Below are 24,476 nucleotides of genomic sequence, written 5' to 3'. Positions count from 1 at the left end.
ATGGCCGTCAAGAAACGAGGTCTCGGACGTGGACTGGATGCACTCCTGAGTGGTCCGACCGTCACTTCGCTTGAAGAACAAGCGGTGCAGGCCGACGAGCGTGAGCTGCAGCACCTGCCCTTGGACCTGATCCAGCGCGGCAAATATCAGCCACGGCGCGACATGGACCCGCAGGCGCTGGAAGAACTGGCGAACTCGATCAAGGCCCAGGGTGTGATGCAGCCGATCGTGGTGCGCCCGATTGGCGGCGGCCGCTTTGAAATCATCGCCGGCGAACGTCGCTGGCGTGCCAGCCAGCAGGCCGGCAAGGACACCATCCCGGCGATGGTGCGCGATGTGCCGGATGAAACCGCCATCGCCATGGCATTGATCGAGAACATCCAGCGTGAAGACCTCAATCCGATCGAAGAAGCGATCGCCTTGCAGCGTTTGCAGCAGGAGTTCCAGCTGACCCAGCAGCAAGTGGCCGAGGCAGTGGGTAAATCCCGCGTGACCGTGTCCAACCTGTTGCGCCTGATTGCGCTGCCGGAAGTGATCAAGACCATGCTGTCTCACGGCGACCTGGAAATGGGTCATGCCCGTGCCTTGCTCGGTTTGCCGGAAAATCAACAGGTTGAAGGGGCGCGACACGTTGTCGCACGAGGCCTGACGGTGCGTCAGACCGAAGCCCTGGTTCGCCAATGGCTCAGCGGCAAACCGGCACCGGTCGAGACGCCGAAGGCCGACCCGGATATCGCGCGGCTCGAGCAGCGCCTGGCCGAGCGCCTGGGCTCTGCGGTACAGATTCGACATGGCAAGAAGGGCAAAGGGCAATTGGTTATAGGATATAACTCGCTCGATGAGCTTCAAGGCGTCCTTGCCCACATTCGCTGAAACATTTACTCATGTAGCGTGTGATCGGAAATCACTACCCGGCAGTTGAATAGGGGCAGAACCGCCCCTATACTCTGCGCGCATTTTGTCGGCACAAATTATGCCAAGTTATTGATTTGCGGCAGCCGACCATTGAGGAGCAAGAGTGATGGAAACCCGCACGCCAAACACGTTGCCGTTCCATCGCTTGGCCGTTTTTCCGGTTTTATTGGCTCAATTTGTCATCCTGCTGATCGCCGCATTGGCGCTTTGGTATGGGCATGGAGTCGTAGCCGGGTATTCAGGACTTTGCGGAGGCCTGATAGCCTTGCTGCCCAATATGTATTTTGCTCACAGGGCCTTTCGGTTTTCCGGCGCCCGAGCAGCCCAGGCTATCGTCCGGTCCTTTTATGCCGGCGAGGCGGGCAAACTGATTTTGACGGCAGTGCTGTTCGCACTGACCTTTGCAGGTGTGAAGCCATTGGCGCCGCTGGCTGTATTCGGCGTCTTCGTGTTGACCCAACTGGTCAGCTGGTTCGCTCCCCTGCTAATGAAAACAAGACTTTCGAAACCTTAGGGCGTTTGAGGCAACCATGGCAGAAACAACCGCTTCGGGCTATATCCAGCACCACTTGCAGAACCTGACCTTCGGTCAGCTTCCCAACGGCGGCTGGGGCTTCGCCCACACCGCAGCAGAAGCCAAAGAGATGGGTTTCTGGGCTTTCCACGTCGATACGCTCGGCTGGTCGGTCGCACTGGGTCTGATCTTTGTCCTGATTTTCCGCATGGCGGCAAAAAAGGCGACTTCCGGTCAGCCAGGTGCCTTGCAGAACTTCGTTGAAGTATTGGTCCAGTTCGTCGATGGCAGCGTGAAAGACAGCTTCCATGGCCGTAGCCCGGTGATTGCACCGTTGGCGCTGACCATCTTCGTGTGGGTGTTCCTGATGAACGCCATCGACCTGATCCCGGTCGACTGGATTCCTCAGTTGGCCATCCTGATCACCGGTGATGCGCACATTCCATTCCGCGCCGTTTCCACCACAGACCCGAACGCTACCCTGGGCATGGCCCTGTCGGTGTTCGCGTTGATCATTTTCTACAGCATCAAGGTCAAGGGCATCGGCGGCTTCATCGGCGAGCTGACCCTGCACCCGTTCGGCAGCAAGAACATCTTCGTTCAAGCCCTGCTGATCCCGGTGAACTTCCTGCTGGAATTCGTCACCCTGATCGCCAAGCCGATTTCCCTGGCGCTGCGACTGTTCGGCAACATGTATGCCGGCGAGCTGGTGTTCATTCTGATCGCTGTGATGTTCGGCAGTGGTCTGCTCTGGCTTAGCGGCCTGGGCGTTGTTCTGCAGTGGGCGTGGGCTGTGTTCCACATCCTGATCATTACCCTGCAGGCGTTTATCTTCATGATGCTGACCATCGTCTATCTGTCGATGGCGCACGAAGAGAACCATTAAGACCAGCCTCGGCCAGTCTGATGTCCTTCCCGGTTAAACGGGAAGGTGGCCCCCAGGGGCTATGAAACGATTTGTTTTACCGCTTTAAAATCTAAAAAACCTAAACCATACGACGTAAAAGTCGGGAGGAAAGATGGAAACTGTAGTTGGTCTAACCGCTATCGCTGTTGCACTGTTGATCGGCCTGGGCGCCCTGGGTACTGCCATTGGTTTCGGCCTGCTGGGCGGCAAATTCCTGGAAGGCGCAGCGCGTCAGCCAGAAATGGTCCCAATGCTGCAAGTTAAAATGTTCATCGTCGCCGGCCTGCTCGACGCCGTGACCATGATCGGCGTTGGTATCGCTCTGTTCTTCACCTTCGCGAACCCCTTCGTTGGTCAACTCGCTGGCTGATCACTCGACTTTTCGAGTGATTGGAGTGATGGACAACGAATGAGCGAGGTGTTGGCGTGAACATTAATGCAACCCTGATTGGCCAATCCGTTGCGTTCTTCATTTTTGTAGTGTTTTGCATGAAGTTCGTGTGGCCTCCGGTCATCGCGGCTTTGCACGAACGTCAGAAGAAGATCGCGGATGGTTTGGACGCTGCCAGCCGTGCAGCTCGCGACCTGGAGTTGGCCCAAGAGAAAGTGGGTCATCAACTGCGCGAAGCTAAAGCACAGGCAGCTGAAATCATTGAGCAAGCCAAGAAGCGCGGTAACCAGATCGTCGAAGAGGCTGTTGAAAAAGCCCGCGTCGAAGCTGACCGTGTGAAGGCTTCGGCTCATGCCGAGATCGAACAGGAACTGAACGGCGTCAAAGACGCGCTGCGTGCCCAACTGGGTGCTCTGGCGGTCGGCGGTGCGGAGAAGATCCTCGGTGCCACAATCGATCAAAACGCGCACGCGGAGCTGGTTAACAAACTGGCTGCTGAAATTTAAGCGAGGGCGATCATGGCAGAACTGACCACGTTGGCTCGACCTTACGCTAAGGCAGCCTTCGAGCACGCCCAGGCCCACCAGCAACTGGCCTCTTGGTCAGCCATGCTCGGCCTGGCTGCAGCAGTGTCGCAAGATGACACCATGCAGCGCGTGCTCAAGGCCCCGCGCCTGACGAGCGCAGACAAGGCCGCCACTTTTATTGAAGTGTGCGGCGACAAGTTTGATGTGAAAGTGCAGAACTTCATCAACGTCGTTGCCGAAAACGACCGTCTCCCGCTTCTGCCGGAGATTGCCGCTCTGTTCGACCTGTACAAGGCCGAACAAGAGAAGTCGGTAGACGTTGAAGTCACCAGTGCTTTCGCATTGAACCAAGAACAGCAAGACAAACTCGCCAAGGTTCTCAGTGCACGACTCGACCGGGAAGTGCGCCTGCAAGTTGCGGAAGACAGGTCCCTCATTGGGGGCATTGTCATTCGCGCCGGCGACCTGGTTATCGATGGCTCGGTTCGCGGCAAACTCGCGAGCCTTGCCGAAGCATTGAAATCTTGAGTTTGAAGGGGCAGCAGAGCAATGCAGCAACTCAATCCTTCCGAAATAAGTGAAATTATCAAGGGCCGCATCGACAAGCTCGATGTGACCTCCCAAGCCCGTAACGAAGGCACTGTCGTCAGCGTATCTGACGGCATCGTGCGGATTCACGGTCTGGCCGACGTCATGTACGGCGAGATGATCGAGTTTCCGGGCGGCGTCTACGGTATGGCCCTCAACCTGGAGCAAGACTCCGTAGGTGCCGTTGTATTGGGCGCGTACACCAGTCTGGCCGAAGGCATGAGCGCCAAGTGCACAGGCCGCATCCTCGAAGTTCCGGTTGGTAAGGAACTGCTGGGTCGCGTAGTCGACGCACTGGGTAACCCTGTTGACGGCAAAGGTCCACTGGGCAACACCTTGACCGACGCGGTCGAGAAAGTTGCTCCAGGCGTGATCTGGCGTAAGTCGGTAGACCAGCCTGTACAGACTGGCTACAAGGCTGTCGATGCCATGATCCCGGTCGGCCGTGGCCAGCGTGAGCTGATCATCGGTGACCGTCAGATCGGTAAAACCGCTCTGGCGATCGACGCGATCATCAACCAGAAGAACAGCGGCATTTTCTGCGTCTACGTAGCCATCGGTCAGAAGCAATCGACCATCGCCAACGTGGTTCGCAAGCTGGAAGAAAACGGCGCCCTGGCCAACACGATCATCGTGGCTGCCAGTGCTTCGGAATCTCCTGCGCTGCAATTCCTGGCACCGTACTCCGGTTGCACCATGGGTGAATTCTTCCGCGACCGCGGTGAAGACGCACTGATCGTTTATGACGATCTGTCCAAGCAAGCAGTGGCTTACCGCCAGATTTCCCTGCTGCTGCGCCGTCCACCCGGCCGTGAAGCTTACCCAGGCGACGTGTTCTATCTCCACTCCCGTCTGCTGGAGCGCGCATCCCGCGTTTCCGAAGAGTACGTAGAGAAGTTCACCAACGGCGCAGTGACCGGCAAAACCGGTTCCCTGACCGCACTGCCGATCATCGAAACCCAGGCTGGCGACGTTTCCGCGTTCGTTCCGACCAACGTGATTTCCATCACCGACGGTCAGATCTTCCTGGAATCGGCCATGTTCAACTCCGGGATCCGTCCTGCTGTGAACGCCGGTGTTTCGGTATCCCGTGTGGGTGGTGCCGCTCAGACCAAGATCATCAAGAAGCTCTCCGGTGGTATCCGTACCGCTCTGGCTCAGTACCGTGAACTGGCGGCATTCGCCCAGTTCGCGTCTGACCTGGACGAAGCGACCCGTAAGCAACTTGAGCATGGTCAGCGCGTTACCGAGCTGATGAAGCAGAAGCAATACGCCCCTATGTCGATCGCTGACATGGCGTTGTCGCTGTATGCCGCTGAGCGTGGGTTCCTGACCGACGTTGAAATCGCCAAGGTCGGCAGCTTTGAACAAGCGCTGATTGCTTACTTCAACCGCGATCACGCCGAATTGATGGCGAAGATCAACGTGAAGGGTGACTTCAATGACGATATCGACGCTGGCATGAAAGCCGGTATCGAGAAGTTCAAGGCCACCCAAACCTGGTAAGCCGCAGCGGGAGCCGCAAGGTTCCCGCTTGCTAACCTGATAGGTGTTACATGGCAGGCGCAAAAGAGATTCGCAGTAAGATTGCGAGCATCAAAAGCACGCAAAAGATTACCAGCGCCATGGAAAAAGTGGCGGTGAGCAAAATGCGCAAGGCACAAATGCGCATGGCTGCCAGCCGTCCTTATGCGGAGCGTATCCGCCAGGTAATTGGGCATCTGGCCAACGCCAACCCGGAATACCGCCACCCGTTCATGATCGACCGCGCCGTAAAGCGTGTGGGTTATGTGGTAGTGAGCAGTGACCGTGGTTTGTGCGGTGGTCTGAATACCAACCTGTTCAAGGCCCTGGTCAAGGACATGGCGGTAAACCGCGAAAACGGCGTCGAGATCGATCTGTGTGTGGTGGGTAGCAAGGGTGCGGCCTTTTTCCGCAACTTCGGCGGTAACGTCGTTGCAGCTATCAGCCACCTGGGTGAAGAGCCGTCGATCAACGATTTGATCGGCAGTGTGAAGGTGATGCTCGATGCATACCTGGAAGGCCGGATTGACCGCCTCTCCGTGGTATCCAACAAGTTCATCAACACCATGACCCAGCAGCCGACCGTGGAGCAATTGATTCCACTGGTGGCGACTCCGGATCAGGAACTCAAGCACCACTGGGACTACCTCTACGAACCGGACGCCAAAGAGCTGCTTGACGGCTTGATGGTGCGCTACGTGGAGTCGCAGGTGTACCAGGCGGTGGTCGAGAACAACGCAGCTGAACAAGCGGCGCGGATGATCGCGATGAAAAACGCTACCGATAACGCCGGTGATCTGATCAGCGATTTGCAGCTGATCTACAACAAGGCGCGTCAGGCTGCGATCACCCAAGAGATCTCGGAAATCGTCGGCGGCGCTGCCGCGGTTTAACGGTTCAAATATTCAGAGGATCCAGCTATGAGTAGCGGACGTATCGTTCAAATCATCGGCGCCGTTATCGACGTGGAATTCCCACGCGACAGCGTACCGAGCATCTACAACGCGCTGAAAGTACAAGGCGCGGAAACCACCCTGGAAGTTCAGCAGCAGCTGGGCGACGGCGTGGTTCGTACCATTGCGATGGGTTCCACCGAAGGCTTGAAGCGCGGTCTGGACGTTATCGACTCTGGCGCAGCCATCTCCGTACCGGTCGGTAAAGCGACCCTGGGCCGGATCATGGACGTATTGGGTAACCCAATCGACGAAGCTGGTCCGATCGACACCGAAGAGCGCTGGGGCATTCACCGTCCAGCACCTTCGTTCGCCGAACAAGCGGGCGGCAACGACCTGCTGGAAACCGGCATCAAGGTTATCGACCTGGTTTGCCCGTTCGCCAAGGGCGGTAAAGTCGGTCTGTTCGGTGGTGCCGGTGTAGGCAAGACCGTCAACATGATGGAACTGATCCGTAACATTGCCATCGAGCACAGCGGTTATTCCGTGTTCGCCGGTGTGGGTGAGCGTACCCGTGAGGGTAACGACTTCTACCACGAGATGAAGGACTCCAACGTTCTGGACAAAGTGGCACTGGTTTACGGTCAGATGAACGAGCCGCCGGGTAACCGTCTGCGCGTAGCCCTGACTGGCCTGACCATGGCCGAGAAGTTCCGTGACGAAGGTAACGACGTTCTGCTGTTCGTCGACAACATCTACCGTTACACCCTGGCCGGTACCGAAGTGTCCGCACTGCTGGGCCGTATGCCTTCGGCAGTAGGTTACCAGCCGACCCTGGCTGAAGAGATGGGCGTTCTGCAGGAACGTATCACTTCGACCAAGGAAGGTTCGATCACCTCGATCCAGGCGGTATACGTACCTGCGGATGACTTGACCGACCCGTCGCCTGCCACCACCTTCGCCCACTTGGACGCCACCGTCGTTCTGTCCCGTGACATCGCTTCCCTGGGTATCTACCCGGCGGTCGATCCACTCGACTCGACTTCGCGCCAGCTGGATCCGAACGTGATCGGCCAGGAGCACTACGACACCGCTCGCGGCGTTCAGTACGTGCTGCAGCGTTACAAGGAACTGAAGGACATCATTGCGATCCTGGGTATGGACGAGCTGTCGGAAACCGACAAGCAGTTGGTAAACCGTGCTCGTAAGATCCAGCGTTTCTTGTCGCAGCCGTTCTTCGTGGCTGAAGTCTTCACCGGTGCCTCGGGTAAATACGTTTCCCTGAAAGACACCATTGCTGGCTTCAAAGGCATCCTCAACGGTGACTACGACCACCTGCCAGAACAAGCGTTCTACATGGTCGGCGGCATCGAAGAAGCGATCGAGAAAGCCAAGAAACTGTAATCCTGGCGCCCGGCGACGGGCGCTCATCAGGTTGAGGCAATCAGATGGCTATGACAGTCCATTGCGATATCGTCAGCGCGGAAGGGGAAATCTTCTCCGGTCTGGTAGAAATGGTGATTGCACACGGCGAACTCGGTGACCTGGGTATTGCCATGGGCCACGCGCCGTTGATCACCAGCTTGAAGCCAGGTCCGATCACACTGACCAAGCAAGGCGGGGAACGTGAGGTGTTTTACATCTCGGGTGGTTTCCTCGAGGTTCAGCCGAACATGGTCAAAGTACTTGCCGACACTGTGCAACGTGCTGGCGACCTGGATGAAGCCTCCGCTCAGGAAGCCGTCAAGGCTGCCGAGAAGGCGCTGAACGAAAAAGGCGCAGACTTCGACTACAGCGCTGCTGCAGTCCGTCTGGCCGAAGCCGCAGCCCAGCTGCGGACGCTCCAGCAGATCCGCAGGAAGTAAGCGGCCACGCCGTAATGCTTATGCGCGATTGATTAAAAAGGGTAGCCTCGGCTACCCTTTTTCTTTTTTTGCAAAACACTTCTCTGGTCTGAACCCGGACCGCCCAGGATTGGTAGCCATTCATGTCTCTTGAAATCGTCATTCTCGCCGCAGGCCAGGGCACACGCATGCGTTCGGCCCTGCCCAAGGTGCTGCATCCGGTCGCGGGCAACTCCATGCTCGGCCATGTTATCCACAGTGCCCGGCAGTTGGACCCGCAACGCATCCATGTAGTGATCGGCCACGGTGCCGATGCTGTGCGCGAGCGCCTGGCGGCGGATGACCTCAATTTCGTGTTGCAAGACAAACAACTCGGCACCGGCCACGCCACTGCCCAGGCAGTGCCGTTCATCACCGCCGACACTGTGCTGATCCTCTACGGCGATGTGCCGCTGATAGAAGTCGAAACCCTGCAACGCCTGCTCAAGCACGTAGTGCCTGGCCAGATGGGCCTGCTTACCGTTGAGCTGGACGACCCCACCGGCTACGGACGCATCGTGCGCAACGCTGACGGCAAGGTCGCCGCCATCGTTGAACACAAGGACGCCAGCGAAGCCCAGCGCGCCATCACCGAAGGCAATACCGGAATCATGGCCGTGCCGGCCAATCGCCTGGCGGACTGGATGAGCCGCCTGTCCAACAACAACGCCCAGGGCGAGTACTACCTCACCGACGTCATCGAGATGGCGGTGAGCGACAACCTGGTAGTTGCCACCGAGCAGCCCCACGACCCGATGGAAGTGCAGGGCGCCAACGACCGCAAGCAATTGGCAGAGCTGGAGCGCCACTATCAGTTGCGCGAAGGCCGCCGCCTCATGGCTCAAGGCGTCACCCTGCGCGACCCGGCCCGTTTCGATGTACGCGGTGAAGTCACCGTCGGCCGCGACGTGCTGATCGACATCAACGTGATCCTCGAAGGCCGTGTGGTCATCGAAGACGACGTGGTAATTGGGCCCAATTGCGTGATCAAGGACAGCACCCTGCGCAAGGGCGTGGTGGTCAAGGCCAACAGCCATATCGAAGGCGCCGTGATGGGCGAGGGCAGCGATGCAGGCCCGTTTGCGCGTCTGCGTCCTGGCAGCGTACTGGGCGCCCAGGCCCATGTGGGTAACTTCGTCGAGTTGAAAAACGCTCATCTTGGCGAAAGTGCCAAGGTCGGTCACCTGACTTACCTGGGCGACGCCGTTATCGGCGCACGGACCAATATCGGCGCCGGCACCATCACCTGCAATTACGATGGAGCCAACAAATACCAGACCACGATTGGTGAGGACGTATTCATCGGCTCCAATAACTCGCTGGTCGCACCCGTCACCATTGACGACGGTTCCAACACGGCGGCGGGCTCAACCATCAACCAGAATGTGGACAAGTCCCAACTGGCCGTAGCCCGCGCCCGCCAACGCAATATCGATGGCTGGAAACGCCCGGTCAAACTCCCCAAGACCTGAGTTATCCACAGTGTCAGCAGCAACATGAAACCCAATGTGGGAGGGGGCTTGCTCCCGATAGCAGTCATTCACTCACTGATGCATCGACTGAAACAGCGCTATCGGGAGCAAGCCCTCTCCCACAATCGTCTTGTCGTCGCATTCAAAAATGCACTTGACGAACTTTCACCAATAGGTTTTGATTGCCTTCGTTATCTTTCGAAACGAAACTTATAATTACCATGTCGAAACGAAATACCCCTCAACGTCGCCACAACATCCTCACCTTGCTCAATGAGCAGGGCGAAGTCAGCGTGGACGAGTTGGCCAAGCGTTTCGAAACCTCGGAAGTCACCATCCGCAAGGACCTCGCCGCCCTCGAAAGTAACGGCCTGCTGCTGCGCCGTTACGGTGGCGCAATCACCATGCCCCAGGAACTGGTCGGCGATGCAGCCCAACCCATCTCGGCCCACAAACGCGCTATCGCGCGTGCCGCCGTAATGCGTTTACGCGAACACGCCCGCATCATCATCGACAGCGGCAGCACCACTGCCGCGATGATCCCCGAGCTGGGTCACCAGCCGGGTCTGGTGGTGATGACCAACTCCCTGCACGTCGCCCGCGCCTTGAGCGAACTGGAACACGAGCCGGTGTTGTTGATGACCGGTGGCACCTGGGACCCGCACTCGGACTCGTTCCAGGGGCAGGTCGCCGAGCACGTGTTGCGCTCCTATGACTTTGACCAGTTGTTCATCGGTGCCGACGGCATTGATCTGGAGCGCGGCACCACCACCTTCAACGAGCTGCTGGGCCTGAGCCGGGTAATGGCCGAGGTCGCCCGGGAAGTGGTGGTAATGGTCGAGTCCGACAAGATCGGCCGCAAGATTCCCAACCTGGAACTGCCCTGGAGCAGCGTCCATACCCTGATCACCGATGATCGCCTGCCGCTCGAGGCCCGCGACCAGATACAAGCCCGCGGCATCACGCTGATATGCGCGGCAATCATCTAGGAGACATACCATGTGTGGAATTGTAGGCGCCGTCGCCGAACGTAACGTTACCGCCATCCTCATCGAAGGCCTCAAGCGCCTCGAATACCGCGGCTATGACAGCGCCGGTGTGGCGGTTTTCACCAACGGCGGCAAGCTGGAGCGCATGCGCCGGCCCGGCAAGGTCAGTGAATTGGATCAGGCCCTGGCCGGTGAGCCGCTGGTCGGCCGTCTGGGCATCGCCCACACTCGTTGGGCCACTCACGGCGCGCCGTGCGAGCGCAACGCCCACCCGCATTTCTCCGGCGACCTCGCTGTGGTGCACAACGGCATCATCGAGAACCACGAAGCACTGCGCGAACAGCTCAAGGGCCTGGGCTACGTGTTCACCTCGGACACCGACACCGAAGTCATCGCCCACCTGCTCAACCATAAGCTCAAGGACCACAGCGACCTGACCACCGCCCTCAAGGCCACGGTCAAGGAACTGCATGGCGCCTACGGTCTGGCGGTGATCAGCGCCAGCCAACCCGACCGCGTGGTCGCCGCCCGTAGCGGCAGCCCGCTGGTGATCGGCCTGGGTCTGGGCGAGAACTTCCTCGCCTCCGACCAACTGGCCCTGCGTCAGGTTACCGACCGCTTCATGTACCTGGAAGAAGGCGATATCGCCGACATCCGTCGTGAAAGCGTGGCGATCTGGGACGTGGACGGCAACTCTGTCGAGCGCGAAGCCGTGCAATACCGCGACGGCGCCGAAGCCGCCGACAAGGGCGAATTCCGCCACTTCATGCTCAAGGAAATCCACGAGCAGCCTTCCGTGGTGCAACGCACCCTCGAAGGTCGCCTCAGCCAGAACCAGGTGCTGGTCAACGCCTTCGGCCCGCAAGCCGCCGAGCTGTTCGCCAAGGTGCGCAACGTGCAGATCGTCGCCTGCGGTACCAGCTACCACGCCGGCATGGTTGCGCGTTACTGGCTGGAAGAGCTGGCCGGCATCCCGTGCCAGGTCGAAGTCGCCAGCGAGTTCCGCTACCGCAAGGTGGTGGTGCAGCCCGACACCCTGTTCGTGACCATCTCCCAGTCCGGCGAAACTGCCGACACCCTGGCCGCCCTGCGCAATGCCAAAGAGCTGGGCTTCCTCGCCAGCCTGGCGATCTGCAACGTCAGCATCAGCTCCCTGGTGCGTGAATCCGACCTCACCCTGCTGACCCAGGCCGGTCGCGAAATCGGCGTAGCCTCCACCAAGGCGTTCACCACGCAGCTGGTCGGCCTGCTGCTGCTGACCCTGTCTCTGGGCCAGGTGCGCGGCACCCTTGCCGAAGGCGTCGAAGCCACGCTGGTGGAAGAACTGCGCCGCCTGCCGACCCGCCTGGGCGAAGCCCTCGCGATGGACAGCACCGTGGAAAAAGTCGCCGAGCTGTTTGCCGACAAAAACCACACCCTGTTCCTCGGCCGTGGCGCGCAATACCCGGTGGCGATGGAAGGCTCCCTCAAGCTCAAGGAAATCTCCTACATCCACGCCGAAGCCTACCCAGCCGGCGAGTTGAAGCACGGCCCGCTGGCCCTGGTGGATGACGACATGCCGGTGGTCACCGTCGCGCCGAACAATGAACTGCTGGAAAAGCTCAAATCCAACCTGCAGGAAGTACGTGCCCGTGGCGGCCAACTGATCGTGTTCGCCGACGAAAAAGCCGGCATGACCAACGGCGAAGGCACCCACGTCATCAACATGCCGCACATCCACGACACCCTGTCGCCGATCCTCTACACCATCCCGCTGCAGTTGCTGTCGTACTACGTGGCCGTGCTTAAAGGCACCGACGTTGACCAGCCGCGTAACCTCGCCAAGTCGGTGACGGTGGAGTAATAAGCCGCGTGCCTGGAGGCCGTAGACCTGTGCATCTTCGAAGCTGATGCCTGGATTCGGGATGAAAAAGGGATGAGGTAGGCCGGAACGCAGGTTTTACACTTTGCTTAAACCGTGAAAGCACCACACAACCCAATGTGGGAGCGAGCAAGCCCGCTCCCACATTTTTTGATCTTCGTTTGAGTTGGAGACGGTGAGGTCAGGTCCACCAGTAGCGCACCAGATGAAAGAAAATCGGCGCCGCAAAGCACACCGAATCCAGCCGATCCAGCATCCCGCCGTGGCCTTCGATCATGTGCCCCCAATCCTTTACACCCCGGTCGCGCTTGATCGCCGACATCACTATCCCGCCAGCGAAGCCCAGCAGGTTGATCAGCAGCGCAATCAGGAACGACTGCCACGGGTTGAACGGCGTGGTCCACCACAGTGCTGCGCCGATCAGCGAGGACAGCAGGATCCCGCCAACAAAGCCTTCCACGGTTTTCGAGGGTGAGAGGTTCGGCGCGATCTTGTGTTTGCCGAACAATTTCCCACAGACGTACTGGAGCACATCCGACAGTTGCACCACGATCACCAGGTAGGCGATCAACAGCAGGTTGCGGCCTTCGTAGCCGGGAATATCCAACGTGAGCAGGGCGGGCACGAAGGATACGCAGAACACCGCGATCATCAGTCCCCATTGCACCTTGGATGCGCGTTCCAGGAAGTGGGTGCTGTCGCCGCCCAGGGAGGCGAGGATCGGCAGCAGCAGGAACACGTAGACCGGGATGAAGATCGAGAACAGCCCGTACCAGTCGGCGTAGATCAGTACGTATTGCAGCGGCAGTGCCAGGTAGAACGCGGCCACCAGCGCCGGGTAGTCGCTACGCCGGGTTGGGGTGAGGGTGAGAAATTCGCGCAGGGCGTAGAACGACACCGCGTAGAACAGCAGGATCACGGCAGCGGTGCCGAGCCAGAAGGCGATGCCGATCACCACCACCATCACCCACCACGCGTTGATGCGCGCGTTGAGGTTTTCCACTACCGCATTCGGGGCGCCACGGGTGCGCAGCTTGAGGATCAGGCCGATCAGCGAGGCCAGCACCAGGATCGCGCCGATTCCGCCGAACAGCATCAGGGTTTGGCTATCCATGTCAGACATGCTCCGGGGCAAGGGCCAGCAGGGCGTCGCGGGTGCGCGCAAGAAACAGCGCCTTGTCTTCGCCGTCTTCCAGTTGCAGCGGGGCGCCGAAGCTGGTGGTGCACAGCAGGGGCAGCGGCAGGACGCGGCCCTTGGGCATGACCCGGTTGAGGTTGGCAATCCACACCGGAATCAACTCGGCCTGTGGGTAACTTTTTGCCAGGTGATACAGGCCACTCTTGAAGGGCAGCAGGCCATCCTCAAGATTGCGCGTACCTTCCGGGAAGATGATCAGCGAGTCGCCGCCTTGCAGCGCGGCGAGCATGGGCGTCAGGGGGTTATCCACAGGGTCCTTGCGCTCGCGGTCGATCAGCACACCGTTGAACACACGGTTGATGATGTAGCGGCGCAGTGCACTTTTGTTCCAGTAGTCGCTGCCCGCCACCGGGCGCGTGAATTTGCGCAGGTTCTGCGGCAGCGAGGCCCACAGCAGCACGAAGTCGCCGTGGCTGCTGTGGTTGGCGAAGTAGATGCGCTGCACCGGCACGGGCGCGCAACCGAGCCACAGACTGCGGGCGCCGGTGACGGTGCGGGCCATCGACGTAATCAGCGTGGCGACCACGGGTTCGAACATGGGAATTCCTTATCCGGCGAAAGGCAGCCAGGGGCTGGCGAGGATGACGCCCAGGGTCAGCAGCGCTTGCGCGCCCAGCAGCCAGGCTTGTTTACGCAGCAGTTTCAGCGCGCCCCGGCGGCGCTCGATCCAGGGCCGTCCGGCGCGCCTGGCCGATTGCAGGCCAAGGGCTTGCAGGGCCTGGTCGAGGTCGGCGGTGCGCCCGGTATCCCGAGCCAGCAGGGCGAACAGGTCGGCATCGAAGGCCACGCGCAGTGCCCAGTATTTTTGCAGCAGCCCGAAGATAACCATCCACAGGCTGAGCAGCAGGCAGATCGGCGAAATGCTCGCCATCAGCACTTGCGCCAGCCCGAACAGCACGCCCAGCAGCGTCAGGCCTGTGGATAACTGGTCCAGTGAGCGACCACGTCGCAGCAGACTGGCGACGACCTGGAGTTCCATATCAGCGGGCATGGGGCAAACCCTCCAAAGCTTCTCGGTGAGCGGGGTGCAGGACCACTTCGGGCCGTGCTGTACGAATGATAGCCAGCGCCTGATCCACCGTGGCGGCGCGCCCGCTGTGCAGCAGCCAGGCGGCGACGGCGGTGGCGCTGCGCGAATAGCCCAGCGCGCAACACACCAGCAAGGGTCCGCTGACGCGCAGGCGTTCGATGGCCTCGGCGGCGTGTCGGCATTCGGCGGGCGTGGGGGCGATCAGGTCCAGCACGGGGATACACTGGTAGGCTCGACCCTGTGGATTAATCGGCAACTCTGCACACAGATCGACCACTGCACTGAACGAGCCTTGCTCAGCGGCCGTGGGAATTCGGCCCAGCCAGACGTTATCCACAATCAGATCGGCCTGTGGATGCCTGCGCGTCCACAGCCGTGAATTGATCCAGGCTCCGGCCAGATACGGCGCGTACAGCCAGCGTGCGGCGGGTGTTAACCGGCCATCCGCGCGCTTCTGAAAACCCTCTGCGCCAAGCACGCAGTAATTCAACGTGACCAACGCCAGCGACACTGCGGGCCACGCCAGCCACAGCCACCAACCGCCCAACAGCAGCGCCAGGCTGAACAGCACGAGGGCCCCTACGGCATAACGCATACCCAACCACCAACGCTTGGGATCGCGCGCCAGTCGACTATGCAACAGGGGACTCGGATGCTCCACAGGCCATAGCCACACACACAGCCATCCCGCGAGGGCGCCTGTGGGTAAGTCAATAAAGTGATGTTGATAAGTGGTCAGCACCGAAATACCGATCAAGGCGAACCAGCCATGCACCAGCCAACGCCACATGCCCTGGGTGTGACGCTGGAACATGAGCCACAGAATCACCAGTAACGCGATGTGCAGCGACGGCGCCTGGTTGAACGGTTTGTCGAACCCTGCCAGCACCGCGAACAGCCAGCCGAACACGCCATCCAGCGCGGGCCGTTCGAAGGTAAACCGCAGCGGCCAGATCAGAAAGCAGCTCACGGCGATCGCCTGCGCAGTCAGCAGGCGCAGCGCGTGCTGCTTGAGTTCATGGCGGGTGTTGGGCAGCAGCAGCGAGAACCCGTAAAGCAGGTCGATGGACCAGTAGGGCACGATGGTCCAGGCCCAGAACGGCATGTGGGTTTCCCAGCCGAACACCAGCGTGCCCACGTCGCTGCGCTGAGCCGTGACCCAGGTGGCGAAGCCGTAGGTGCTGAAGAACAGCGGTGCCAACAGCAGCAGCCATAACAGCGCTGGCTTGAATAAACCGGGTTCGCGCATGTTCAGAGCTTCTGCGCCAGGGACACGGTGAAAATGCCCCATTCATCCACACGTTGGGTGATCTTGCGAAAGCCTGCCGCTGCCACCAGCTGATCCATTTCCGCCTGACTGCGACGGCGCATCACCCAGGCCTGGCCCTGGCGATGGCTGGTGAGCGCGCGGGCGATCAGTTCCAGCTGCGGGTGCCACGGCTGACCGGTGTACACCAGGTAACCACCGGGCTCCACCGCCTCGGCCAAGCCGGCCAGCGAATCACCGACCCTGCCGTTATCGGCGAACAATTCATACAGCCCGGACACCACCGCCAGGGTCGGCCTGGGCGCAAGCGCTGCCAGGTCGGCCCGGTCAAACGCGTCGCCTTTGACGAACTGCGCGATATCCCCCAGGCCTTTCTCGCGAATCAGCGCGCCACCGTCACGCACATTGATGTCGCTGTAGTCACGCAGCAGGATCGATTCCGGCAACGGTGAGACGCCCTGCAGGGCTTCGAGAATGTAACGGCCATGGCCGGCGGCGATGTCGACGATGCGCACTTCGCGCTGCTCATCGCGCAATCTGGCCATGGCCAGGCGCAGCAATTCCTCGACGTTCACTTTGCGCTGGCGAATGCCGCGCCAGCCGATGGAGTTGAGGTAGTTGGTGTCGATCATCCGTCCCACACCGCCCTTGCCGGTGGGCGTGTTGCGGTAGACGTAGTCCAGGGTGCTGCCGGAGTCGAAACCGGTATCGAAACCCAGCTTCACGCCGGCCGACAGGCGTTGGCCCAGGCCCATGCTGGCGCGGGTCATGCGCCAGTAAAGGTCGCGCAGGGAATTGCGCGGCAGCGGCGCGGCCAGAGATTCGGATTCGGCGCAGGTGGCGCCCAGCCTGTCGGCGTCCAGCAGCGAGGCGCGGTCCAGCGGGTGGCTGAAGTTCTGCAGGATAAAACGCCTGGCGCTGCTCAGCGCCACCGCGCGATCACGTTCGCCAAGGGTGTCGTGAAAGAATCCGGGGAGAATATGCAGCTCTTTTTTCAGGCTGCCCAGGCGGTCGAAGAACTGCTGCTGAGGCTTGCGGTGCACCACGAAGTCGGAACCGGACACCAGCAGTTGGGTCGGCACCTGGATCGCCTGGGCATCGGCGACAACGCGGTCGGCCGCTTCGTACAGGCCCAGCAGCACATTCACCGAAATGGCCTTGGTGATCAGCGGGTCGCTGTCGTAGGACGCCACCCGCTCGGGGTCATGGCTGAGAAACCTGGCCTTGACGTAACTGTTGACGAAAAAGTTGCCGCGAAACCGGCGCATCAAGGCCAGGCCCGGGCGGGCGAAAGGCACGTACAGCTTGACCTTGAACGCCGGGGAGGCCAGCACCAGGGCGCGGATGTTGGGGGCATAGTCGTGCACCCAGGTGGCCGCAATCACCGCGCCGACGCTTTGGGCGATCACCGCAAGGTTTTGCGCCTCGATGCCAAACGTGGCTTCGATATGTTCGCAGAAGGTCTGCACGTCGCGGGCGCTGGTGGCGAAGCTCGGGCTGTCACCGCGTGCGCCGGGTGATTGGCCGTGGCCACGGGCGTCCCAGGCGAAGAAGTCGAAACCGGGCAGGTCCAGTTCATCCACCAGATGGGCGATACGCCCGGAATGCTCATGGCCGCGATGAAACAGCAGGATCGCCTTGCGCGGTTCGCCATCCGTTGCAGCGGTGGCCGGCCAGTGCCGATAGAAAAGCTCGACGCCATCATGGGTACTGAATGTCTGTGCCTGCTGTTCGCGCATCGCAAAAATCCTTATGCAATCGGTGAAGTGGCGGAGTGTTCCTTGAGGCCCTGGCGCACCCGGTTGACCAGGGTATAGGCGAGCAGGGCGGCGACCAGCCACATCACCGCGCTCACCCAGGCAGCGCCCAGCCAGCCCAGCGCCACGCCCGTGGCCAGCACGCCGAGGACGAAGGCGCGATCGCTCTTGCCCATCGGCCCGTCATAGCGCCGCGAGGCACCGACCATCGGCCCCAACACCCCTGCGTATTCGCTGAACACCGCGAGCAGCGTCACCAGCAGCACTGGCGCCAGGCTCACCTCGGGGATCAGTGCAAACGGCAGGATCAGCGCGCTGTCGGCGATCACGTCGCACAGTTCATTGAGGTAGGCGCCCAGGCGCGATTGCTGGCCGAATTCGCGGGCGAGCATGCCGTCGATGGCGTTGAGGGCCATGCGCACGATCATCCACAACGGGATCAGCGCAAACAGCCACAGGTGCTGGGCGAACCCGCCAATCAGCAGGCCTACCAACAGGGAAATCACCCCGGCCAGCACGGTGATCTGGTTGGCGGTGGTGCCATTGTCGTAGAGGCGCTGCACCAGCGGGCGCAGCAGGTTCTGAAAGCGTGGCTTGAGCTGATAGATCGAAATCATGGGAGATGACGCTTCCTTGTCCGTGAACCCGTGAAAAGCTGTGCTGGAGTGTGCCGATTATTTGTAGCCCCTACCAGTGATGTCTCCTGTTTATAGGGGGTTAGTGCAATTGTGAGTGCGATAACGCTAACTGTGGGAGGGGGCTTGCTCCCGATAGCGGTGGATCAATGAGTACATGTACCGACTGACCCACCGCTATCGGGAGCAAGCCCCCTCCCACATTGATTTTTCGGTGTTAAACAAACAAATATTTCACGCCCCGTGTTATATCGTAACGAACTGTGTGTTATCGGGCGTTGAGTGGATGCAAGTGGATCTGGAAGCTGACGGCGCGCGGGCTGAAAGCCTGCCGCGTTTTCAGCAAGGGCTGTTCCATGCCCGTCGATTGAGGCTAGCCGGTATCAGCCTCACCGCCGTGGGTGTCAGTGGTTGGGTGTTGGCGTTGTTTGTCGCGCTGTTTGCGCCGCTGTCGATCTGGCCGGTGGTGTTGATCAATTGCGCCTCGGCCTTGCTGCTGCTGGTGGCCGGCTTGCAGTCGGCGTGGTGGGTGGCCGACTGGCGCGCCCAGGCACTGGAAGCACCGCCGGTTGACGTGCCGGCTGAAGAAACGGGCCGCTACGCGCGCTTGATGGAGCGCTTTATCGCGCAGATCGGCACACCGGTCTTGTGGCTGTGCGGTTGGGCGTTGCTGGCGCTGATCAGCATCATCGAATTCTGGAACCTGGCCCTGCCTGCGGCTGCTATTGGCCAGTCCGCCAGCATCGGTGCTGCGCTGGGGTTGGCCCTGGCGTTTGGCTTGCTGGTGTTCGAACGTCGCCTGGCTCAGGAAAGCGACACGCAATGGCCTGAGGCTTCATCCCTGGCCCAGTTGTGCCGCTTGGCCATCGGTTGTTTGCTGGTGAGCTCGATCTGCCTGCTGTTTGCGAGCGCCGAATCGGTGTGGCCGGTGCGCCTGGCCGTGCTGATGGGCGTATTGCCCGCGCTGGTGGCACTGGAGTTTTTGATCAGGGGCGTGCTGTCACTGTTCAGCCCGCGCCAGCCGCGCCTCGAACCGCGCCTGATGGCGCAAAGCTTCATTGCTGACCTGCTGCGCTGGCCACCCCAGCCCTTGCTCGCCTTGCAGCACGAACTGCACAACCGCTACGGCATCGACCTGCGTCAGATATGGGCGTTCACCTACATGCGCCGGGCATTTTTGCCGGTGCTGTTGGTGGTGTTGGCCGTAGGCTGGGTGCTGACCGGCGTGCATGAAGTGCCCCTGCAAGGTCGTGGGATTTACGAGCGCTTCGGCAAGCCGGTGCAGGTGTTCGGGCCCGGTCTGCATAGCGGGCTGCCATGGCCGTTGGGCCGTGTCATCAACGTGGAAAACGGCGTGGTGCACGAGCTGGCCACCAGCGTCAGCCAAGCCGGCCCACCCGAACCGGCGCCGGCTGAAGGCCCACCGCCAGCCATCGCCAACCGTCTGTGGGACGCCAGCCATGTGAATGACAAATCCCAGGTCATTGCCAGCAGCAGCGGCGACAAGCAAGGCTTCCAGATCGTCAATATGGATGTGCGTTTCGTCTACCGCATCGGCCTCGGCGATCAGGCCGCACTGGCCGCCACCTACAACAGCGCCGACGTACCGACCCTGATTCGCAGCACCGCCAGCCGCATCCTGGTGCACGACTTCGCCTCGCGCACCCTTGACGAACTGCTCGGCGAACAACGCACGCGGCTGGCCGACGAGATCGGCCGCAGCGTGCAGGCCGACCTGCAGAAACTCGACAGCGGCGTAGAGATTCTTGCCACGGTGGTGGAAGCCATCCACCCGCCGGCCGGTGCGGCTAACGCCTATCACGGCGTGCAGGCCGCGCAGATTGGCGCCCAGGCCCTGATCGCCCGCGAGCGCGGCGCCGCCAGCGAACAAACCAACCAGGCCTTGTTGCAAGCCAGCACCGCCCATGACCAGGCCGTGGCCAGCGCCCGCGAAGTGAATGCCGGCGCCCAGGCCGCAAACCTGCGCTTTGACGCCGAACAAAAAGCCTACGCCAGCGCTGGCCGGGCCTTCGTGCTGGAACAGTACCTCGGCCAACTCAGCCAGGGCCTGGCCCACGCCAACCTGCTGATTCTGGATCACCGCCTGGGTGCCAACGGCGCTCCGACGATCGATCTGCGTTCTTTTACCTTGCCGGCCGATCCAGTGGCGCCGCGTAAAGCCGTTCAATAAGGAGTCTGTCTGTTGGGCGCTCATTCTCACGATCATCATCACGGCCATCACCACCACCCTCATCACGGCGATGAGCAGGCGGCGGGCCCGTTTCCGTGGCGGCGCATGGCCTGGGCCGCGCTGCTGGTGCTGTTTGCCGTGGCGGCGGCGAGCCTGGTGCAGGTGCGCTCCGGCGAGGCCACGGTGATCACCCGCTTCGGCAACCCGTCGCGGGTGCTGCTGGCGCCGGGCCTTGGTTGGCGCTGGCCGACGCCGTTCGAGGCAGCCATTCCGGTGGACCTGCGCTTGCGCACCACCTCCAGCGGCCTGCAGGACGTGGGCACCCGCGATGGCCTGCGCATTATCGTGCAGGCCTACGTGGCGTGGCAGGTGCAGGGCGATGCCGACAACGTGCAGCGCTTCATGCGCGCGGTGCAGAACCAGCCCGATGAAGCGGCGCGGCAGATTCGCACCTTTGTCGGCTCGGCGCTGGAAACCACGGCCGCCAGTTTTGACCTGTCCAGCTTGATCAACACCGACGCCGGCCAGGTGCGTATTGCCGAATTCGAGGCGCAGTTGCGCCAGCAGATCGATCAACAATTGCTTACCACCTATGGCGTGCGCGTGGCGCAAGTCGGCATCGAACGGCTGACGTTGCCCTCGGTGACCCTCACCGCCACCGTCGACCGCATGCGCGCCGAACGCGAAACCATCGCCACCGAGCGTACCGCCGTGGGCAAGCGCGAGGCCGCGCAGATTCGCTCGGCGGCCGAGCGCGACGCACGCATCATGCAGGCCGATGCCACGGTGAAAGCCGCTGACATCGAAGCGCAATCGCGGGTTGAAGCCGCACAGATCTACGGCCGCGCCTATGCCGGCAATCCCCAGCTGTACAACCTGCTGCGCTCGCTGGATACCTTGGGCACGGTGGTGACACCGGGCACCAAAATCATCCTGCGCACCGACGCGGCGCCGTTTCGTGCGCTGGTCGATGGGCCCAGAGACGTCCAGCCATGAGCGAGCGTGACGGCCCGGACGGCCCATGGGTCCAGGCCGGGCGCCTGACCTTTTTTGCGCTGTACGCGGTGACGGTGTTGGCGGCATTGGCCTGGGCATTTTCCAATGTGCGCCAGATCGACCCGCAGAACCGCGCCGTGGTGCTGCACTTCGGCGCCCTGGACCGCATTCAGAACGCCGGCCTGTTGTTGGCGTGGCCGCAACCCTTCGAGCAGGTGGTGCTGCTGCCGGCCGCCGACCGCGTGATCGAGCGCCGGGTGGACAACCTGCTGCGTTCGGATGCGGCGCTGCAGGCCGACCGCGTGGCCAGTTTTGCCACGCCCTTGAGTGACGCCCTGGCCGGCTCCGGCTATCTGTTGACCGGCGATGCCGGCGTGGTGCAGCTGGATGTGCGAGTGTTCTACAAGGTCAGCGAACCCTATGCGTTCGTGTTGCAGGGCGATCATGTGCTGCCCGCGCTGGATCGGCTGGTGACGCGCAGCGCCGTGGCCCTGACCGCCGCGCGCGACCTGGACACCATCCTGGTGGCGCGCCCGGAACTGATCGGCAGCGATAACGGCGCCGCCGAACGCCGCGAGCGGCTGCGCGGTGACCTGGTCCAAGGCATCAACAAGCGCTTGGCCGAGTTGGCCGCCAGCGGCCTGGGCCTGGGCATCGAAGTGACCCGTGTCGACGTGCAGTCCAGCCTGCCGGGCCCGGCGGTAAACGCCTTCAACGCGGTACTCACCGCCAGCCAGCAAGCTGACAAGGCCGTGGCCAATGCGCGCACCGACGCGGAAAAACTGACCCAGGCCGCCAACCAGCAGGCCGACCGCGTGGTGCAGGTCGCCCACGCCCAGGCCAGCGAACGTCTGGCCAGCGCCCAGGCGCAAACCGCCACCGTCGCCAGCCTGGCCCAGGTCAAAGACCCTGGGTTGATGCTGCGCCTGTATCGCGAACGCTTGCCGAAGATCCTCGGCCAGGCCGGTTCCGTGACCACGGTCGATACCAGGGACGACTCCCGCTTGATCATTCAGGGCGCCGAGAAATGAGCGATTCCATGCTGACGTCCGCCGAGCAGCGCAGCGCCGCACGGCAATTGACCCTGGCGATGCTGGCTTTGGGCTTGCTGATATTGGGTCTGGTCTGGCGCTGGCTGGCCCCCGACCAGAGCGGTGTCAGCCAACTGCTGCTGGGCGTGGCCTCGCTGCTGGTGGCTGTGCCGGTGATGCGTTCGGCCTGGTACAGCCTGCGCTTCCCCAGCCTGCACGGCATCACTGACCAATTGATCGCCCTGGCCATGCTCGGCGCCTGGGCCACGGGCGATCTGCTGACCGCCGCGCTGCTGCCGATCATCATGATTTTCGGGCATGTGCTGGAAGAGCGCAGCGTGATCGGCTCCCAGGAGGCGATTCATGCCCTGGGCAAGCTCACCCGCAGCCAGGCGCGCCGGGTGCAGGCCGATGGCAGCATCGTGGAAGTGGATAACGGCACGCTCAATACCGGCGATATCGTTGAAGTGCGCGCCGGCGACCGCGTGCCTGCCGATGGCGTGGTGCTGTCGGGCCAGGCCAGCCTGGACACGGCGCCGATTACCGGCGAGTCGGTGCCCCTGGAGGCTTCGGCCGGGGTGCAGGTGTTTGGCGGTGCGATCAACCTCGACGGCCTGCTGCGCCTGGAAGTAACGCGCACCGGCGATGAGTCGACCCTGGGCAAAGTCATCGCCCTGATGCAGAACGCCGAGCGCGCCAAGCCGCCGATCACTCGGTTGCTGGAGCGTTACGCCGGCAGCTATATGGTGCTGGTGCTGTTGCTGGCGGCCGTGACCTGGTTTGTGACCAACGACGCCCAGGCGATGCTCGCGGTGCTGGTGGCGGCGTGCCCCTGCGCCCTGGTGCTGTCGGCGCCGGCCACGGCGATTGCCGGCATTGCGGTGGCGGCGCGCCATGGCATTCTGATTCGCAGCTCGGCGTTTCTGGAGGAATTGGCCGATCTCACCTCATTGGTGGTCGACAAGACCGGCACGCTGACCTTTGGCACCCTGCGGTTGCAGTCCATCGAGGGTGCATCTACGGACCGCGCGGCGGTGCTCAACCTGGCGGCCAGCCTCGGGTCGGCCAGCAGTCACCCGGTCAGCCGTGCGTTGGCGGGGCTGGGCACGCAGTTGCCGGCGCTGACCGATATTCGCGAGCGTCAGGGCCTCGGTGTGGTTGCACAGACCGGGGAGGGCGAAGCCGCGCTGGGGCGGCCGGAATTGTTCGAGCAGTTGGGCATCGTGACCACGCCGGTTCCCCGTCACGATGGCCCGATTGCCGGGCTGGCGCTGAACGGGCGGTTCCTGGCCTGGCTGCTGCTGGCCGACAGCGTCAAGCCGGAAGCGCGCCAGGCCCTGCAGGAACTGCGCGAGCTGGGCCTGGGCCGGCAATTGCTGCTCACCGGCGACCGCCAGAGCGTGGCCGACAGCCTGGCGGCGCAGGTGGGCATCAGCGACGTGCAAGCCCAGGCCCTGCCGGAAGACAAGCTCAACCGTGTGCTGGGCGAAATCGGCAGCGGCTTTCGGCCGATGGTGGTGGGCGACGGCATCAACGACTCGCTGGCGCTCAAGGCGGGTGTGGTCGGCGTGGCGATGGGCGCGGGGGGCGCGGATATCGCCCTGGCCTCGGCGGACGTGGTGCTGATCGGCAGCGACCTGCGTCGCCTCGGCACCTGCGTGCGGCTGAGTCGCCAATGCCGGCGCACGTTGCAGGTCAACGTGATCATCGGTCTGGGCTGGACGCTTGCCATTGTGGTGTTCGCCGCGTTTGGCTGGCTGGGCGCTGCAGGCGCCATGATTGCGGCGGTGCTGCATAACCTCAGCACCTTGCTGGTGCTGGGCAACGCCGGGCGTTTGCTGCGTTTTCAGGAGCCACTGTTGAAGCTCGAAGAGGTTGCCGGTAGTCCGTTGGCAGATAGATAGCCT

23 protein-coding genes are annotated in these 24,476 nt (G+C 61.8%); 17 read left to right on the top strand and 6 right to left on the bottom strand.

Going from position 1 to position 24,476, the window contains the following annotated elements; all coding sequences use genetic code 11:
• The 13 genes from RHM60_RS16415 to glmS all read left to right on the top strand — a co-directional run bounded on the left by RHM60_RS16415 (position 1) and on the right by glmS (position 12,446).
• Complete coding sequence (locus RHM60_RS16415) at positions 1-873, top strand: ParB/RepB/Spo0J family partition protein (RefSeq protein WP_057006243.1); 873 nt, start codon at positions 1-3, stop codon at positions 871-873.
• 148 nt (positions 874-1,021) lie between these two features.
• Positions 1,022-1,429: a F0F1 ATP synthase subunit I gene (locus tag RHM60_RS16410; RefSeq protein ID WP_003177069.1), complete on the top strand. Its 408-nt coding sequence runs from the start codon at positions 1,022-1,024 to the stop codon at positions 1,427-1,429.
• A 16-nt stretch (positions 1,430-1,445) separates the two neighbouring features.
• Positions 1,446-2,315 (top strand): F0F1 ATP synthase subunit A, encoded by an 870-nt coding sequence (gene atpB, locus RHM60_RS16405; protein ID WP_057006244.1) that lies wholly within the window; start codon positions 1,446-1,448, stop codon positions 2,313-2,315.
• A gap of 133 nt (positions 2,316-2,448) precedes the next feature.
• Entirely contained in the window at positions 2,449-2,706 is a 258-nt protein-coding gene (atpE, locus tag RHM60_RS16400) for a F0F1 ATP synthase subunit C (protein WP_002555987.1), read from the top strand.
• A gap of 56 nt (positions 2,707-2,762) precedes the next feature.
• Positions 2,763-3,233, top strand: coding sequence for a F0F1 ATP synthase subunit B (locus RHM60_RS16395; protein ID WP_003177066.1), 471 nt, complete (start codon positions 2,763-2,765; stop codon positions 3,231-3,233).
• A gap of 12 nt (positions 3,234-3,245) precedes the next feature.
• Entirely contained in the window at positions 3,246-3,782 is a 537-nt protein-coding gene (locus tag RHM60_RS16390) for a F0F1 ATP synthase subunit delta (RefSeq protein WP_003233569.1), read from the top strand.
• A 21-nt stretch (positions 3,783-3,803) separates the two neighbouring features.
• Positions 3,804-5,348 (top strand): F0F1 ATP synthase subunit alpha, encoded by a 1,545-nt coding sequence (atpA, locus tag RHM60_RS16385; RefSeq protein WP_003233567.1) that lies wholly within the window; start codon positions 3,804-3,806, stop codon positions 5,346-5,348.
• Positions 5,349-5,398: 50 nt separating this feature from the next.
• Positions 5,399-6,259, top strand: coding sequence for a F0F1 ATP synthase subunit gamma (gene atpG / locus RHM60_RS16380; protein WP_003233565.1), 861 nt, complete (start codon positions 5,399-5,401; stop codon positions 6,257-6,259).
• A gap of 27 nt (positions 6,260-6,286) precedes the next feature.
• Positions 6,287-7,663 carry a F0F1 ATP synthase subunit beta gene (gene atpD / locus RHM60_RS16375; RefSeq protein WP_003233564.1) on the top strand — a complete coding sequence of 459 codons (1,377 nt, stop codon included), beginning with the start codon at positions 6,287-6,289 and terminating at the stop codon, positions 7,661-7,663.
• 44 nt (positions 7,664-7,707) lie between these two features.
• Positions 7,708-8,124, top strand: a complete 417-nt coding sequence (locus RHM60_RS16370; RefSeq protein ID WP_003233562.1) for a F0F1 ATP synthase subunit epsilon — start codon at positions 7,708-7,710, stop codon at positions 8,122-8,124.
• 122 nt (positions 8,125-8,246) lie between these two features.
• Entirely contained in the window at positions 8,247-9,614 is a 1,368-nt protein-coding gene (glmU, locus tag RHM60_RS16365; protein WP_322212222.1) for a bifunctional UDP-N-acetylglucosamine diphosphorylase/glucosamine-1-phosphate N-acetyltransferase GlmU, read from the top strand.
• A 221-nt stretch (positions 9,615-9,835) separates the two neighbouring features.
• Positions 9,836-10,603, top strand: a complete 768-nt coding sequence (locus RHM60_RS16360) for a DeoR/GlpR family DNA-binding transcription regulator (protein WP_057006247.1) — start codon at positions 9,836-9,838, stop codon at positions 10,601-10,603.
• A gap of 10 nt (positions 10,604-10,613) precedes the next feature.
• Positions 10,614-12,446, top strand: coding sequence for a glutamine--fructose-6-phosphate transaminase (isomerizing) (gene glmS, locus RHM60_RS16355; RefSeq protein WP_231422244.1), 1,833 nt, complete (start codon positions 10,614-10,616; stop codon positions 12,444-12,446).
• Positions 12,447-12,645: 199 nt separating this feature from the next.
• Here the strand turns inward: glmS and RHM60_RS16350 are convergent, their stop codons facing one another.
• From RHM60_RS16350 to RHM60_RS16325, 6 genes are read right to left on the bottom strand one after another with little or no spacing between them, the layout of a single operon-like run.
• Positions 12,646-13,578 (bottom strand): phosphatidate cytidylyltransferase, encoded by a 933-nt coding sequence (locus tag RHM60_RS16350; RefSeq protein ID WP_322212221.1) that lies wholly within the window; start codon positions 13,576-13,578, stop codon positions 12,646-12,648.
• 1 nt (position 13,579) lies between these two features.
• Positions 13,580-14,200 carry a lysophospholipid acyltransferase family protein gene (locus RHM60_RS16345; RefSeq protein ID WP_209986657.1) on the bottom strand — a complete coding sequence of 207 codons (621 nt, stop codon included), beginning with the start codon at positions 14,198-14,200 and terminating at the stop codon, positions 13,580-13,582.
• A 9-nt stretch (positions 14,201-14,209) separates the two neighbouring features.
• Positions 14,210-14,653 carry a hypothetical protein gene (locus RHM60_RS16340; RefSeq protein ID WP_209986654.1) on the bottom strand — a complete coding sequence of 148 codons (444 nt, stop codon included), beginning with the start codon at positions 14,651-14,653 and terminating at the stop codon, positions 14,210-14,212.
• Complete coding sequence (locus RHM60_RS16335; RefSeq protein WP_322212220.1) at positions 14,643-15,941, bottom strand: phosphatase PAP2/dual specificity phosphatase family protein; 1,299 nt, start codon at positions 15,939-15,941, stop codon at positions 14,643-14,645. Before RHM60_RS16335 ends, RHM60_RS16340 begins: the two co-directional genes overlap by 11 nt.
• Before the next feature lie 2 nt (positions 15,942-15,943).
• A complete protein-coding gene (locus RHM60_RS16330; protein ID WP_209986649.1) occupies positions 15,944-17,698 on the bottom strand; it encodes a bifunctional alpha/beta hydrolase/class I SAM-dependent methyltransferase in 1,755 nt (584 codons plus the stop codon).
• Positions 17,699-17,709: 11 nt separating this feature from the next.
• Positions 17,710-18,333 carry a CDP-alcohol phosphatidyltransferase family protein gene (locus RHM60_RS16325; protein WP_209986646.1) on the bottom strand — a complete coding sequence of 208 codons (624 nt, stop codon included), beginning with the start codon at positions 18,331-18,333 and terminating at the stop codon, positions 17,710-17,712.
• Between the two features lie 304 nt (positions 18,334-18,637).
• On the opposite strand from RHM60_RS16325, the gene RHM60_RS16320 reads away from it, so the two are divergent.
• The 4 genes from RHM60_RS16320 to RHM60_RS16305 are packed head-to-tail and all read left to right on the top strand — an operon-like array spanning position 18,638 to position 24,473.
• Positions 18,638-20,542: a protease modulator HflK gene (locus RHM60_RS16320; protein WP_322212219.1), complete on the top strand. Its 1,905-nt coding sequence runs from the start codon at positions 18,638-18,640 to the stop codon at positions 20,540-20,542.
• 12 nt (positions 20,543-20,554) lie between these two features.
• The gene (locus tag RHM60_RS16315; RefSeq protein WP_322212218.1) at positions 20,555-21,538 is read left to right on the top strand and encodes a protease modulator HflC; all 984 of its coding nucleotides are present in this window, start codon (positions 20,555-20,557) and stop codon (positions 21,536-21,538) included.
• Positions 21,535-22,569 carry a protease modulator HflK gene (locus RHM60_RS16310; RefSeq protein WP_322212217.1) on the top strand — a complete coding sequence of 345 codons (1,035 nt, stop codon included), beginning with the start codon at positions 21,535-21,537 and terminating at the stop codon, positions 22,567-22,569. Before RHM60_RS16315 ends, RHM60_RS16310 begins: the two co-directional genes overlap by 4 nt.
• Positions 22,566-24,473, top strand: a complete 1,908-nt coding sequence (locus tag RHM60_RS16305) for a cation-translocating P-type ATPase (RefSeq protein ID WP_322212216.1) — start codon at positions 22,566-22,568, stop codon at positions 24,471-24,473. Before RHM60_RS16310 ends, RHM60_RS16305 begins: the two co-directional genes overlap by 4 nt.
• Positions 24,474-24,476: the final 3 nt, after the last annotated feature.

The organism is Pseudomonas sp. MH9.3 (assembly GCF_034354675.1).
In the GTDB taxonomy this organism is placed as follows: Bacteria; Pseudomonadota; Gammaproteobacteria; order Pseudomonadales; family Pseudomonadaceae; genus Aquipseudomonas.
This window is presented reverse-complemented; position numbering and strand designations above follow the sequence as displayed.